Raw genomic sequence first — 13,701 nt, 5'->3', positions numbered from 1 at the left:
CACAAAATTTAGCGACATTCTGCTTGTGACTGTATAATCCCAGCTTTTTTCTGAGCATTGGCTAATGAATATCTCGCTGAGCAAATCTGATTATCTTTCTTGCCCCATTGTACTTTTAAAATACCGGTGGTATCTAAGCCAGTCAGATATACCATACCGTTGTCGTTGACAATGCTGCTATAATTTTTTTGCACTTCATCAGTAACCGTCGCTCCGAACGGAATAACTTTACCAAGCGGATCGGTCAGGCGAATAATTGCGCGTTGACCAATATTTCCTTTGAACTCAGCCCTGGTGATTGCTCCTCTGGTTGGAACAACCTTTTGAGTTGTAATATCCATATCAAGATTCTCGGCAAAAGATTCGCTATCGAGCATTACCTCGTTATAGCGATAAGGTGAGCTGAACGGAATAATTGCATAGCCACGATAATCAGTTTTAACTCCGGTTTCATTCAGAATAACGGTATCTGCAACGCCCGGTGCTTTGACCAAAGTCGCAGTTTCGCCCATTTGTTGACCTAGCGTTACACCATCACGATGAACCAGAACACTTCCTGCTGCGCCATAATTTATACGCTGAGCATTATGATCATAATCATAGCTGCTAAATACCTGGCCATAAGTACCATCATAATTTACACCGGCACTACCGCTACTATACTGGCGATTGTCATAGGCTTCTTGCACATTCCAGCTTAGATTGTTTTGTTCTAATGCAGTCCCGTTTAGGCCGACAGAGTTCGTTACAGAGCCAGGGTTTGAATTATTCATGGAGTAGGTTAACCATGTGTTAGGGAGTAAAGCATTGAAGGGTACGCTAAGTGTTAGCGACAAGAGCTTTTCACTGTCATAATCGCGAGTAGAACCACTATTGATTTGTGAAGAACGGTTGTATGAATAATTTACAGAGTAGTTAATCCATTTCCATGTATTGTTATAGCCTACTATCAGAGACGTATTACGGCGTTTTTCATTCCAGTAATCTTCAATGACGCCACTCATGGTTAACGAGCCATACGCATTGCCCAAGTTCTGGCTAATAGTGGCTTCTGTTCGGTTACGTACACGGTAGTAATTATAATCACCGGTACTGTTACGATAGCTTTCTAATACATCCCCCATAGTATTATAGCCAGATGTAGAATAACGATAACCTGCAATAGAGAAGTTCGTGCCTATATTGGTCAAGTTTTTACTATAACGAATACGCCAGGATTGCCCGGAGGTTTTATCTCTGTTTTTCAGTGTTGACCAGGCTTGAATTACGTCAACAGATAATGCACCCAGTCTGCCCATGTTTTGGCCCCAGCCAAATGCCAGAGATTGGAATTTAGATGCTGTCTGGAAACCACCAAATAGCGTGACGCCTAAAGGTAAGCCATAGCTAGCGGTGCCTTGCGTAAACAATGTGTCATCTACATTATTGTTATAGGAGCGATAACGACCAGATGTCACCCCATATTTCAGGCTTCCTTCCCTGCGCAAAATGGGAAGAGAGGCATAAGGTACTATAAACTCTTGTCTGCTTCCGTCGGATTCTTCAACTGTGACCTGTAAATCACCGCTCCCGCCAGTTGAATACATATCCGAGATTTCGAAGGGTCCCGGACGCACGTACGATTGATAGATCAAATATCCGTTTTGCTTGATCAAAACTTTGGCGTTAGTTTTTGCGATCCCTCTGACGACAGGGGCATATCCTTGCATACTTTCAGCATCCATCTGATCATCAGTTGCAAGTTGCACTCCGGTATAAGGAACACTATCAAACACATCCCCAAGAGAGTTGCTTTCACCAAGTGTCAACACGCTTTTTATTGCTTGTATATTGCGTTCGGCATACGTATAAACTGCATCCCAATTACCTGAACTTGAAGATTGATCCGCTCTATTCCATGTTGTGTAATTTCGTATGCGCCATGCCCCTACGTTGAAGCCAGGTCTGAGATTGAGATTATAGTTCTCAGTATCATTACCTTGAGATCGGCGCGCGAAACTGTTTGATGCGTTGAACTGGTAGTTCATCAACAGGGCAGTTATACCATTATCGAATTTTTCGGGAGGTACGTAACCACGAATAACTGGGCTTAGGGCTGCTTGAGGCAAGTTAAACTGCAGTGTCTGCGTTGGGAAAATGAAGTCGAAAGTTGCATCAGGAATAGCTGAAATATCAGCGCATCCTTTTTCACTTGTGGACAGCTCAGGGAAGGATTCGGTGCGAACACCAAAAGCTTTGAAGTCTTGTACAGAAAAACAAGGTTTGAGTTTGTTGTTTTTATCAACTGTATTATTAAGTTTGAATTCAACATCACGCGTATCAATAAACGTATCGTTTATCAAAATATCGACGCGGTAGACACCGGGAGACTGTGAGTTTTCATTTTCGAAAGCCGAAAGGTTAGGCGCAGTGTGTGAGCCGTTAATACCATTCAGAAATGCTGGGTTGAAGAAATCGCGGGCGATTGCCTTCGAATGATAACAGGAGTAACACAGGCTGATAAATGCAAGCGAGAAAGCAGTATATTTGAAGTGTGAGGCCATTTTATTGTCCCTGTTGATAGCCATAAGCTATTTATTCCTTCCAGCAGTGCTGATGAAATAATGACTTATATGTTATATTTATGTTCCGGGCCTATCCCGCCCTGATCATTAATAATTTTCCACTCAATAGTTCCCCCTGTTACGCCAATAGGGAGTGAGTATTCAGCGCTTGAAAAAGGAGCAAGGAGAACAGGATCTTTTACACTGATGTTATTGACTTTGATTACTGAAAAATTCATGTAATAGCCAGTTGGATTGGTAACTTTAAGCTTGTTTCCAACTCGTTGCCAGGTGAGTTTACCCGTGACGTCTTCAGGAACATCGTCCACCAAGGCTTTTGGACGGAAGAACAATTTCATCCGATTTCGAACAGCGATTTGAAGCGTGTTTTTGGAGGTATCAGAACTTGCCGAAGGTATAGAGGTGACGTTAAAGTAAAAAACCGATTCACGATCAGCAGGCATATTGTCATTAGCCATAAAAATGCGCAGAACGCTTTTCTGTTGACCATCCAGACGAAAAAGTGGTGGTGTTACCATAAAGAAGCTTTCAGAATCTTCGATACTACCTTTTTCAATAAATGTTTTAATTAAATAGGGCGTGGTTTCTTTATTTTCCACTGTAATATTAATTTCCTTTTTACCCTCTGGATAAATAAGGCGAGTTCCACCAATTAATACGCCTGCATTAACAGTTGTCATAAAAATTTGAGAAACCAGTAGTGAGACAGCAAGTAGTGTAAAGGTGCGCATAATTAACTCTATTCAAAAAGGAAATGCTCCCCTGAAAGGGAGCATCGAATTACATAACTATTATTAATAGTTGATGGTGAAGGTCGCGCTTGAGTTAGCGGTACCTGCAACGATAGTTGATTCACGCTGGATATAAGCCGCTTTGAAATTAAGTTCGGTAGAGCTACCTGTGCCAACATTCAGGGTAAATGGTTCTGATGCTTCACCCAGTTTCAGGGCAGTGCCGCTTGGGTTAGACAGCAGGATCGCAACGCCTGATGCAGTTGATGCAGGATCCAGTGCCAGGTAGCTGTTGTCGCCTTTATAATAAGCACCATCAAATTTCAGGGATGCGGTGGTTGGGGTACCTGCCGGGCACTCGGTCAGGTAGATTTTAACGTTAGTTGAACCGGCTCCTTCTGCAGCAGTTGAACCAACCCCGGAGAAACTGCTTGATGGTACAGTACCCAGATTAACAGTTTCGTTGCTACCGCCGGTAACAGAACCAATGTGTGTCTGGCATGAAGCATCGGTGATAGTACCGTTGAATTTAACTGTGCCGTCTGCCGCTGCTGCCTGGCTAGAGATGATAGTAGCAACTACGAAAGTCGCCAGGAGTTTGATATTTTTTTTCATTTTTAAATCCATATATTTAGTTAATATAGCTTTGTCCTGAATAGACACTATGAAAATGATTGTCGATAGTCCATATATTAACGTTTTCCGTTATAAGATGGGCGCTGTCTAAATCCTCATTACATAGGGGCTATTTATTGTGTTGCTTTCATACATACATTTAGAGGACGCATTCTCCTGCCAGTTCCTGCCAGAAGCACATATAAAAGGCCATATATGTCATGCCCCCTTTCTCGTAGAAAGAACACCGAGGAATATACAAAATGTAAGTTATGAACACATGTGATTTTTTTTGAAATGTTAACATGTAATGCTCGAGGGATGAGTTCATCATCAAAAGTTGATCGTTCATTTGGGTATCATAAAGTATGAATTAGTATCTTTTATAAGGAATGAGCCTTGTGATATCTTGTAGGGCGGAACAGGAATGCCTCCATTGCATATCGACATTGTTTTATTATATGTGATTGAAAATATGGATTTTTTTAGTCCTTTTGATACATAAACTTATATCTAATCTTTGAATTAAATAAAAGTAAAGGAATACGCGGGGTCTAATATGGAATACGGAAATTATATTATTAATGATGAAATCATTTTCAAGGTGAATGAAGGAATTTTGCTACGATTGTCTGGTGAGGGTGATTGCGTGATTCTTAATTCTCCTACCGCACGATGTTTGCAGTTGCTACTGGAGAGTAAAGGTGAGATTATTTCACGTGATGTGTTTTTAGACATAGTATGGAGAAAAAGAGGAATTGTTGTTTCACAAAACACTTTTTACCAGAACATTTCCTTGCTACGCAAATCGCTGAAAGCAGCTGGGCTAACAAAAGAAATTATCAAAACCGAAAGGCGTAAAGGTTTCTCGCTTGCAGCAGAAACATCCGTATCACTTATTGTTGATGATGCTTCAATAAACTTAAAGAGTAATTTAAATATTGATTTAAAAAATTTAACAGATGCTTCAATTCAAAATGGTGAGGGTACCATTAATACGACAGAAAGTAATAAGAAAAATCAGGGGCTTTTCGTTTTAAAAATTCCTTTTTCAGGTGTCCTGTTAATTGCTCTATTAATTGTCATAGAGGTTATTATACTTTCCAGAAGATTACTGGAGTTTGTTCGGTAATATTACCGTTGTTTTCACTTATTAGTAAAATAACTAATAAGTGATGGCATATGATTAAAAGACAGACTGTTTTATTCTTCTGTTTATATTAAAAAGTCTGCCGGTTGATACCAGCAGGCTTTTGTTAGCATTGCTTTAAACCTAAATCTAGCGGTGTTTTGCTCGGCTCCCCGCCAATTTCACGTGCCAGCTTCGGCACCATGTAACCGGATACCAGAGTCAACAGTTCGCGCATAATGGCGCGAGCTTCATCATCACCCACCATAAAGTGCGCAGCACCCTGTACTTTATCCAGCACGTGGATGTAGTAGGGCATTACTCCGGCATCAAACAGCGCATTACTCAGATCGGCTAACGTCGCGGCATTGTCATTCACCCTACGCAGCAGGACGCTTTGGTTGAGCAGGGTCACGCCGGCCCGGCGCAGACGACCCATTGCGTCCCGGAACGTCTCGTCAATCTCGTTGGCATGGTTGATATGGTTCACTAATAAGATCTGTAACGACGAACGTTCAAATCGCTGGGTCAGCTCATCGGTAATACGCGCTGGGATAACAATCGGTAAACGGCTATGAATTCGTAACCGTTTAATATGCGGGATCGCTTCCAGCTCTGTAATCAGCCAGTCCAGTTCGTGATCTTTCGCCATCAATGGATCGCCACCGGAGAAGATGATCTCATCCAGCTCAGGATGGGAGGCAATGTAATCAAGCGCCGTCTGCCAGTTACGTTTGTTGCCCTGATTATCGGCGTAGGGGAAGTGGCGACGGAAACAGTACCGGCAATTTACCGCACAACCGCCTTTAACCAGCAGCAGGGCGCGATTTCGGTACTTGTGCAGTAAACCGGGCACCACGCTGTTCTGCTCTTCAAGGGGATCGGTGCTGAAACCGGGGGCGGCGATAAACTCTTCCTGCGAAGTAAGCACCTGTTTTAAGAGTGGATCCTCAGGATTACCTTTCTCCATACGTGCAACAAAAGCACGTGGAACACGCAGCGCAAAGAGGCGCTTCGCTTCTCGTCCGGCAAGGAGTTTTTCGTCAGCGTCTACATTTAAGAGACGCAGCAGTTCATCCGGACTGGTGATTACATCTGCAAGTTGCAATAACCAATCTTCTCTGGATGGGGTGTTTAGGGTTACAATATGCGCCATTTTGTGGCTTAGCTACCAGTTAACAATTTCAGAGGGCCTTATGGCGACTTACTATAGCAACGATTTTCGTGCCGGTCTTAAAATCATGATGGACGGCGAACCGTACGCGGTTGAAGCCAGTGAATTCGTGAAACCAGGTAAAGGCCAGGCTTTCGCACGCGTTAAGCTGCGCCGCCTGCTGACCGGTACCCGTGTTGAAAAAACCTTCAAATCCACCGACTCCGCTGAAGGCGCAGACGTAGTGGATATGAACCTCACCTACCTGTACAACGACGGTGAGTTCTATCACTTCATGAACAACTCTACTTTCGAACAGCTCTCCGCTGATGAGAAAGCGGTCGGTGACAGCGCTAAATGGCTGCTGGATCAGGCTGAATGCATCGTGACGCTGTGGAACGGCCAGCCTATCGCTGTGACCCCGCCAAACTTCGTTGAGCTGGAAATCGTTGAAACCGATCCAGGTCTGAAAGGTGATACCGCAGGTACTGGCGGCAAGCCAGCTAAGCTGTCTACCGGTGCAGTGGTTAAAGTTCCACTGTTCGTACAGACTGGCGAAGTGATCAAAGTAGACACCCGCTCTGGTGAATACGTTTCTCGCGTGAAGTAATTCATCTCGGGATGCAGGGCGCAGCAGTTTTGCTGCGCCTTTCCAACCTTAAAAAGGTTCATGGACGATGCAGCGCACAATCAAAATTGTTCTGATGATGGTGATTGCCAGCACAATGCTTTCCGGATGCAACACGGCCCGTGGCGTTGGGGAAGACATTAAAAGCCTGGGCAGTGCTATTTCGCACGCCGCCTCCTGATACTTTCTACTTTTCTTAAAAATTCTTCCTTTTCCGTCATCTGACGAAATCCTGTCCTATGCTTATGTGGCTGTACACAATAACTTTGGCTAAAAAAGGAAGACATTATGCTTAAGAAAACATTTGTAGCGATCTTTTCTGTCCTCGTGCTTTCTTCAGTTTTAACCGCCTGTAACACCACCCGTGGTGTTGGTGAGGATATCTCTCAGGGTGGTAGCGCAATCTCTGGCGCAGCAACTAAAGCACAGAACTAAAGCACAGGCATAATTTTGGGCGGTACGGTGCTAAATATCGAGTCGCCGTACCCTCAGTTTTGCTCATCACGGTAGCGACAGAAACGGCGAGTACCGCGTATCCATGTGCAATTTCATCCTGATATTGCGCTTGTAGGTATAAACCGTTTTTCCATGAATACTCAGCTTGCTGGCAATTTTCTGGTTGCTGGCTCCATCCATCCACAGCGTTAACACTTTTTCCTCCTGACGCGTCAATAATGGCGTAGCGACAGGCCCGGATTCACTACCCTCATGTGCTGCCAGCGCCTCATTAATCACTTTTGCAAGCGCCTCCAGCGGGGTCGTTTTAGGTAACGATGCGCATAAAGGAAATGTACCCGTGAAGGCTGACATTTCAGGCGTCTCATCTGTGTGAAGCAAAATGAAAGGCACGGTTTCGCTGGCGTTCATCACTGAAGAGAGTTGATAGATATCGGAGGCGAACCCCTGAAAATCTGCGATAACTAACGCTGGTTTCCACTGCAGGATATGCTCTCTGGCAAGAAAGAGGTTATTAAGGCCTGTCACCAACACAGGTGAAGGAAACAGCCCTGAATGATTGATCCACATTTCCAGGCCCATGCGGGTGTAATGACACCGGTCAATCAAGAGAATTTTGAACATGTTATTTCGCAATCGGCAAAGTGTAGTCGCTTCCTGCTATCAGGAAGTGCCTCATCATAAAGAAGTCGGATGAGTAATAAATGACTGAATTTCGCTTCGAATTGCGCCTATTTCTGGGCTTCAATGCCCCAATTGCTACCTTAAACAAACAAGTTGAAAAAAGAGTTCATGCTCTTCACAATAAGTAATTCATATATCTTGCAGGACGACCTGTAAGCATTTCTCTCACCGGGGACGGCCCCAGACTGTTATTTAAGTTAAGGAGCCTGATATGTCCTGGATCATTCTTTTTATTGCCGGTTTACTCGAAGTGGTATGGGCCATCGGCCTGAAATATACCCACGGGTTTACGCGTCTTACGCCCAGCATCATTACCGTTTCCGCCATGATTGTAAGCATTGTGCTGCTCTCGTGGGCGATGCGTTCGCTGCCTGTAGGAACGGCTTATGCCGTTTGGACGGGGATTGGTGCGGTAGGCGCAGCCATTACCGGCATTTTACTGCTGGGCGAATCTGCAAGCCTGGCGCGTATTGCCAGTCTCGCGTTGATTGTTGCCGGTATTATCGGGCTGAAGCTCAGCACCCATTAATGGGTCTGCTCAACCCAGATGAGTTTGCTGACATCAAATCCCTGACGCGTTGCAGAATTCAGTAACGTCTGTTTCATCTCATCTGAAATCGTCGGTGTGCGGGAGAGGATCCACAGGTAATCGCGATCCGGCCCGCACACCAGCGCATGGCGGTAATCTTTATCCAGCCCAATCACGTTATAGCTGCCATAAAAGGGGCCAATGAAAGAGACTTTCAGCGCTGCAGTATCAGACGCGCCGGTAAAGTACGCTTTTCCCGTCACCTTTTGCCACATGCCACGTTCAGGATTATAACCCCGGTTGATAACCTGAATGCCGCCGTCGTTCATCTGGCTGTAATTCGCCGTCACTTTTTCCAGACCACGCTCAAAACGGTGGTCAAAGCGGGCAATTTCATACCATGTGCCCAGATATCGCTGGACGTCAAAGGGATGGACAACCGTCACGCCCCGGGGTGGGGTAGGGGAGCTGCAGGCAACAACCAGAAACGCAACGGTAACTGCGGCGATGACAGGCAGGATGCGCATAGGATTATCCTTACAGGATTTTTGTTAAGTGTAGAACCTGTCAGGAATTTTGCTCTCCCACCGGTGGGCGGGAGAGCGAGGAAGCATTACATAAAGACTACGGCAACCAGCGTAACCACGCTCAGGATAGCCGCCAGACCGTAGAACACCCATTTACCGTTAGGAACGTGGATCTTCAGGTCATGCATGGCGTGATGAATACGGTGCAAACCACACCACAGCGGCAGAACAATCATCAGGAATATGAATACCCTGCCAATAAAGCTGTGGGCAAAGGCCAGCACCCGCTCGTAGCTCAGCGCATCCCCGGGATAGAGCCCCAGCGGCAGCATAATGCCCACCAGCAGAATGATGACCGGCGCGATAATGGCGCACCACATGCCGCCAGCCCCAAAGAGACCCCAGAAGACCGGCTCATCGGAACGTTTTGGATTTGGATTAATCACAATGGTCTCCTTACCAGAACAGGGCTACGCCGAGAATTACCACGGTTACCACCGCAGTCACCACCCAGAGTCCTTTGATAATTGGCTCTGGCCCAAGTTTTTCGTTTTTCACGATAATATTTGCTGCTTTTGGCGCGAGTTCAAACCAGGTTTTGGTATGCAACAGCGCCGCTGCCAGCACGATGATGTTCAGGATCACCACAATCGGGTTCTGCAGGAACCCGACAAAACCGGCCCAGGTTTCAGGGCCGTGTTTGAGGGCAAACAGGCCGTACATCAGTTCAATACTGAACCACACCGCCGGTACTGCCGTGCCTTCACGCAGCATATAGAAGCGATAAAACGGCAGATTTTTCCACCAGGTGGACGGCATCGGCCGCACATAGGCTTTGCGTTTAGTCGTCATCATGCACTCCTTAGCGTGGTTTCAGGGTGGCGATAAGAAAGTCTTTCGAGCTTTCCACTTTACCCTGCTGGATCGCGGCGGCCGGGTCGACGTGCTTCGGACAGACTTCCGAGCAGTAGCCGACAAAGGTACAGGTCCATACGCCGTTCTGACCGTTCAGCTGCGCCATACGTTCTTTCTTACCGTGATCGCGGCTGTCTTCGTTGTAGCGATGCGCCAGGGTAATGGCTGCCGGGCCGATAAACTCCGGATTCAGACCAAACTGTGGGCAGGCGGCATAGCACAGGCCGCAGTTAATACAGCCGGAGAACTGGTGATACTTGGCCATCTGCGCCGGGGTCTGCTTGTTAGGCCCTTGATCCGGCGTGCGCGGGTTACCAATGATGTACGGCTTAATGGCTTCCAGACTTTCGATAAAGTGGGTCATGTCGACCACCAGATCGCGCTCAATTGGGAAATTGGCCAGGGCTTCGACTTTCATCCCCTTCGGGTATTCACGCAGGAAGGTTTTACAGGCCAGTTTAGGCACCTTGTTGACCATCATCCCGCAGGAGCCGCAGATCGCCATACGGCAGGACCAGCGGTAGCTCAGGTCCGGTGCCAGGTTGTCTTTGATGTAGCCCAGCGCATCCAGCAGGGAGGTCTGCTCATCGTAAGGGACTTCATAGAAAGTGCTGTGCGGCGCGCTGTCCACTTCCGGGTTATAGCGCACCACTTCAACTTTCAGAGTTTGCATCTCAGCCATTCGCCGTCTCCTTCTTATCGGCTGCTTCCGCTTCTGCACCGTAAACGCGTTTCGCCGGTGGCAGCGTAGTGATCTTCACGTCGCTGTAGTCCAGACGGGTAGAGCCGTCCGCGTCGCGATAAGCGAGGGTATGCTTGAGGAAGTTAACGTCGTCACGCTCCGTGCAGCCTTCGTCCAGACGCTGGTGCGCACCGCGTGATTCTTTACGCGCCATGGCGGAGTGCGCCATACATTCGGCAACGTTCAGACCGTGTCCCAGCTCAATGGTGTAGAGCAGATCGGTGTTGAACACGCTGGAGGTGTCGCTCACCCGCACGCGTTTGAAGCGCTCCTGCAGCTCGGCCAGTTTATCGATGGTTTTCTGCATCAGCTCCGGCGTACGGTAAATCCCGCAGCCTTCTTCCATGGAAAGACCCATCTCATCACGGATCTTCGCCCAGTTTTCACTGCCTTCCTGATTAACCAGTTTTTTCAGGCGCTGCTCGACATCTGCTGCCTGCGCATCGAGCGCGGCATCGTTCGCTACCCCGGCAGTCGCGGCGCGCGCCATGGCCTGCTCACCGGCCAGACGACCAAATACCACCAGTTCCGCGAGCGAGTTTGAACCCAGGCGGTTAGCCCCGTGCAGGCCGACGGAGGAACATTCGCCCACCGCAAACAGGCCCTGAATTCGGGTTTCACACTGCTGATCCGTTTCGATACCGCCCATGGTGTAGTGCGCGGTTGGGCGTACAGGAATTGGCTCTTTAACCGGGTCGACGCCGACATAGGCCCTGGACAGCTCGCAGATGAACGGCAGACGCTCAAGCAGCTTTTTCTCACCCAGGTGACGCAGATCGAGGTAGACCACATCGCCGCGTGGAGTTGGGATAGTGTTGCCTTTGCGCCACTCATGCCAGAAGGCCTGAGAGACTTTATCGCGCGGGCCAAGCTCCATGTATTTGTTCTTCGGCTCGCCGAGCGGGGTTTCCGGGCCCATGCCGTAATCCTGCAGATAGCGGTAGCCGTCTTTATTGACCAGAATACCGCCTTCACCGCGGCAGCCTTCGGTCATCAGAATGCCGGAACCCGGCAGACCGGTTGGGTGATACTGCACAAACTCCATATCGCGCAGCGGTACGCCGTGGCTGAGCGCCATGCCCATTCCGTCGCCCGTTACGATGCCGCCGTTGGTGTTATAACGATAAACGCGACCCGCACCGCCCGTTGCCATTACCACCGCATTGGCGCGGATCTGGACCAGCGTACCTTCCATCATGTTCATTGCCACCAGGCCGCGAGCCTGACCGTCATCAACCAGAATGTCGAGGACGAAGTGCTCGTCGAAGCGCTGGATCTGGGGGAACTGCAGTGAAGTCTGGAACAGGGTGTGGAGCATATGGAAGCCGGTCTTATCGGCGGCAAACCAGGTACGCTCAATCTTCATACCGCCGAAGCGACGCACGTTGACGCTGCCGTCATCCCGGCGGCTCCACGGGCAACCCCACTGCTCCAGCTGGGTCATTTCCGTCGGGCAATGGTGGACGAAATAATCGACGACATCCTGTTCGCACAGCCAGTCACCGCCGGCCACTGTGTCGTGAAAGTGATAATCAAAGCTGTCATGATCCTGCGCAACGGCGGCGGATCCCCCCTCAGCGGCAACCGTATGGCTGCGCATAGGGTATACTTTTGAAATCAGGGCGATTTTAGCGTTTGGATTAGCCTGGGCTGCAGCTATTGCTGCGCGTAATCCCGCTCCGCCAGCGCCAATTATGGCAAGATCGGCTTGAAAGGTATGCACGACATTCCTCCAGATTTTTGATATTTCGCATCGTAACGACCTAAGGTAGTGCACGGCCCGGGAGGGCGAATGCGAAAGCGATTCCACTGCTCCTTTATGGGTAACGCAGTATAGCCGCAGGGAAAGAAGGGAAATTTGACGTGTTCGATTTTTTTGCGGTTATTTCTCTGGATTTATCACCGCAATTGATGAATTGCGTCACGTAATTATTGTCGGTTATGAAAACCCCAAAATTCACTGTGCAAAATTTGTCTCCGCCATGGGTTACGAGTAGACTTCGTCCCCTTGTCTGAAATCGGAGAAATTCTCATGAGCGAAACGGCCACCTGGCAGCCGAGCGCATCCATCCCCAATCTGTTAAAACGCGCAGCAATTATGGCGGAGATCCGCCGCTTCTTTGCCGACCGCGGTGTGCTGGAGGTGGAAACGCCCTGCATGAGTCAGGCGACGGTGACCGACATTCATCTGGTGCCGTTTGAAACCCGTTTTGTTGGCCCTGGTCACTCCCAGGGGATGAATCTCTACCTGATGACCAGCCCGGAATACCACATGAAGCGCCTGCTGGCAGCGGGGTGTGGACCGGTTTATCAGCTGTGCCGCAGCTTCCGTAATGAAGAGATGGGACGCCATCACAATCCGGAATTCACCATGCTGGAGTGGTACCGCCCGCATTATGATATGTATCGCCTGATGAACGAGGTGGACGATCTGCTGCAGCAGGTGCTGGAGTGCCCGGAAGCCGAGACGCTCTCTTATCAGCAGGCTTTCCAGCGCTATCTGGAGATTGATCCGCTCTCTGCGGACAAAACCCAGCTGCGTGAAGCGGCAGCGAAGCTGGATCTCAGCAATATTGCCGATACCGAAGAAGATCGCGACACGCTGCTGACGATGCTCTTTACCTTTGGCGTTGAGCCGCAGATTGGCAAAGATCGCCCGACCTTCGTCTATCACTTCCCGGCAAGTCAGGCGTCACTGGCGCAGATCAGCACGGAAGACCACCGCGTGGCGGAGCGTTTCGAGGTTTACTTTAAAGGTATTGAACTGGCGAATGGTTTCCATGAGCTGACCGATGCCCGTGAACAGCAGCAGCGTTTCGATCAGGATAACCGCAAGCGTGCCGCGCGCGGCCTGCCGCAGCAGCCAATCGACCACAATTTGCTGGGCGCGTTAAAAGCCGGCCTGCCGGACTGCTCCGGCGTGGCGCTGGGTGTCGATCGTCTGGTGATGCTGGCGCTGGGCGCCGAGCAGCTGGGTGATGTGATTGCGTTTACTGTAGATCGCGCCTGACGGTTTTTTTGCCCGGCG

The 13,701-nt window shown here is 48.7% G+C and carries 16 protein-coding genes; 6 read left to right on the top strand and 10 right to left on the bottom strand.

Translation table 11 applies throughout. From position 1 onward, the window contains the following. Window positions 1-8: 8 nt before the first annotated feature. The 3 genes from ACOYA6_RS15090 to ACOYA6_RS15080 all read right to left on the bottom strand — a co-directional run bounded on the left by ACOYA6_RS15090 (window position 9) and on the right by ACOYA6_RS15080 (window position 3,910). Window positions 9-2,567 carry a fimbria/pilus outer membrane usher protein gene (locus tag ACOYA6_RS15090; protein ID WP_422654938.1) on the bottom strand — a complete coding sequence of 853 codons (2,559 nt, stop codon included), beginning with the start codon at window positions 2,565-2,567 and terminating at the stop codon, window positions 9-11. A 41-nt stretch (window positions 2,568-2,608) separates the two neighbouring features. Then, window positions 2,609-3,295, bottom strand: coding sequence for a fimbrial biogenesis chaperone (locus tag ACOYA6_RS15085; RefSeq protein WP_039028418.1), 687 nt, complete (start codon window positions 3,293-3,295; stop codon window positions 2,609-2,611). 63 nt (window positions 3,296-3,358) lie between these two features. Continuing rightward, window positions 3,359-3,910, bottom strand: a complete 552-nt coding sequence (locus ACOYA6_RS15080; protein WP_039028419.1) for a fimbrial protein — start codon at window positions 3,908-3,910, stop codon at window positions 3,359-3,361. Window positions 3,911-4,469: 559 nt separating this feature from the next. Between ACOYA6_RS15080 and ACOYA6_RS15075 the strand changes: the two genes are divergently transcribed. Then, on the top strand, window positions 4,470-5,042 hold the full coding sequence (locus ACOYA6_RS15075) for a winged helix-turn-helix domain-containing protein (RefSeq protein ID WP_422654937.1): 573 nt from the start codon (window positions 4,470-4,472) through the stop codon (window positions 5,040-5,042). Between the two features lie 124 nt (window positions 5,043-5,166). Here the strand turns inward: ACOYA6_RS15075 and epmB are convergent, their stop codons facing one another. Continuing rightward, window positions 5,167-6,195: an EF-P beta-lysylation protein EpmB gene (epmB, locus tag ACOYA6_RS15070; protein WP_422654936.1), complete on the bottom strand. Its 1,029-nt coding sequence runs from the start codon at window positions 6,193-6,195 to the stop codon at window positions 5,167-5,169. A gap of 40 nt (window positions 6,196-6,235) precedes the next feature. Between epmB and efp the strand changes: the two genes are divergently transcribed. The 3 genes from efp (at window position 6,236) to ecnB (ending at window position 7,255) form a co-directional block, all read left to right on the top strand. Then, window positions 6,236-6,802 carry an elongation factor P gene (efp, locus tag ACOYA6_RS15065; protein ID WP_010427766.1) on the top strand — a complete coding sequence of 189 codons (567 nt, stop codon included), beginning with the start codon at window positions 6,236-6,238 and terminating at the stop codon, window positions 6,800-6,802. 94 nt (window positions 6,803-6,896) lie between these two features. Next, complete coding sequence (locus ACOYA6_RS15060; protein WP_422654979.1) at window positions 6,897-7,001, top strand: entericidin A/B family lipoprotein; 105 nt, start codon at window positions 6,897-6,899, stop codon at window positions 6,999-7,001. A gap of 107 nt (window positions 7,002-7,108) precedes the next feature. Then, a complete protein-coding gene (gene ecnB / locus ACOYA6_RS15055; protein ID WP_072036606.1) occupies window positions 7,109-7,255 on the top strand; it encodes a lipoprotein toxin entericidin B in 147 nt (48 codons plus the stop codon). A 66-nt stretch (window positions 7,256-7,321) separates the two neighbouring features. On the opposite strand, the gene ACOYA6_RS15050 is transcribed toward ecnB, so the two are convergent. After that, window positions 7,322-7,900 (bottom strand): helix-turn-helix transcriptional regulator, encoded by a 579-nt coding sequence (locus ACOYA6_RS15050; protein ID WP_422654935.1) that lies wholly within the window; start codon window positions 7,898-7,900, stop codon window positions 7,322-7,324. A gap of 271 nt (window positions 7,901-8,171) precedes the next feature. Here ACOYA6_RS15050 and sugE point away from each other — a divergent pair, with 271 nt between their 5' ends. Further along, on the top strand, window positions 8,172-8,489 hold the full coding sequence (gene sugE / locus ACOYA6_RS15045) for a quaternary ammonium compound efflux SMR transporter SugE (RefSeq protein ID WP_032616159.1): 318 nt from the start codon (window positions 8,172-8,174) through the stop codon (window positions 8,487-8,489). On the opposite strand, the gene ACOYA6_RS15040 is transcribed toward sugE, so the two are convergent. The 5 genes from ACOYA6_RS15040 to frdA form a co-directional block, all read right to left on the bottom strand. After that, window positions 8,486-9,016 (bottom strand): lipocalin family protein, encoded by a 531-nt coding sequence (locus tag ACOYA6_RS15040; protein WP_422654934.1) that lies wholly within the window; start codon window positions 9,014-9,016, stop codon window positions 8,486-8,488. The two genes, sugE and ACOYA6_RS15040, sit on opposite strands and share 4 nt — an antisense overlap. 86 nt (window positions 9,017-9,102) lie before the next feature. Next, complete coding sequence (gene frdD, locus ACOYA6_RS15035; protein ID WP_039028426.1) at window positions 9,103-9,462, bottom strand: fumarate reductase subunit FrdD; 360 nt, start codon at window positions 9,460-9,462, stop codon at window positions 9,103-9,105. Between the two features lie 10 nt (window positions 9,463-9,472). Next, window positions 9,473-9,868, bottom strand: a complete 396-nt coding sequence (gene frdC, locus ACOYA6_RS15030) for a fumarate reductase subunit FrdC (protein WP_039028427.1) — start codon at window positions 9,866-9,868, stop codon at window positions 9,473-9,475. A 10-nt stretch (window positions 9,869-9,878) separates the two neighbouring features. Next, entirely contained in the window at window positions 9,879-10,613 is a 735-nt protein-coding gene (locus tag ACOYA6_RS15025) for a succinate dehydrogenase/fumarate reductase iron-sulfur subunit (protein WP_039028428.1), read from the bottom strand. Continuing rightward, window positions 10,606-12,396: a fumarate reductase (quinol) flavoprotein subunit gene (frdA, locus tag ACOYA6_RS15020; RefSeq protein WP_422654933.1), complete on the bottom strand. Its 1,791-nt coding sequence runs from the start codon at window positions 12,394-12,396 to the stop codon at window positions 10,606-10,608. Before frdA ends, ACOYA6_RS15025 begins: the two co-directional genes overlap by 8 nt. Before the next feature lie 309 nt (window positions 12,397-12,705). On the opposite strand from frdA, the gene epmA reads away from it, so the two are divergent. Beyond that, window positions 12,706-13,683, top strand: coding sequence for an elongation factor P--(R)-beta-lysine ligase (gene epmA / locus ACOYA6_RS15015; protein ID WP_138370079.1), 978 nt, complete (start codon window positions 12,706-12,708; stop codon window positions 13,681-13,683). Window positions 13,684-13,701 lie beyond the last annotated feature (18 nt).

The organism is Leclercia barmai, assembly GCF_049312895.1.
Taxonomy (GTDB): Bacteria; Pseudomonadota; Gammaproteobacteria; order Enterobacterales; family Enterobacteriaceae; genus Enterobacter; species Enterobacter barmai.
This window is presented reverse-complemented; position numbering and strand designations above follow the sequence as displayed.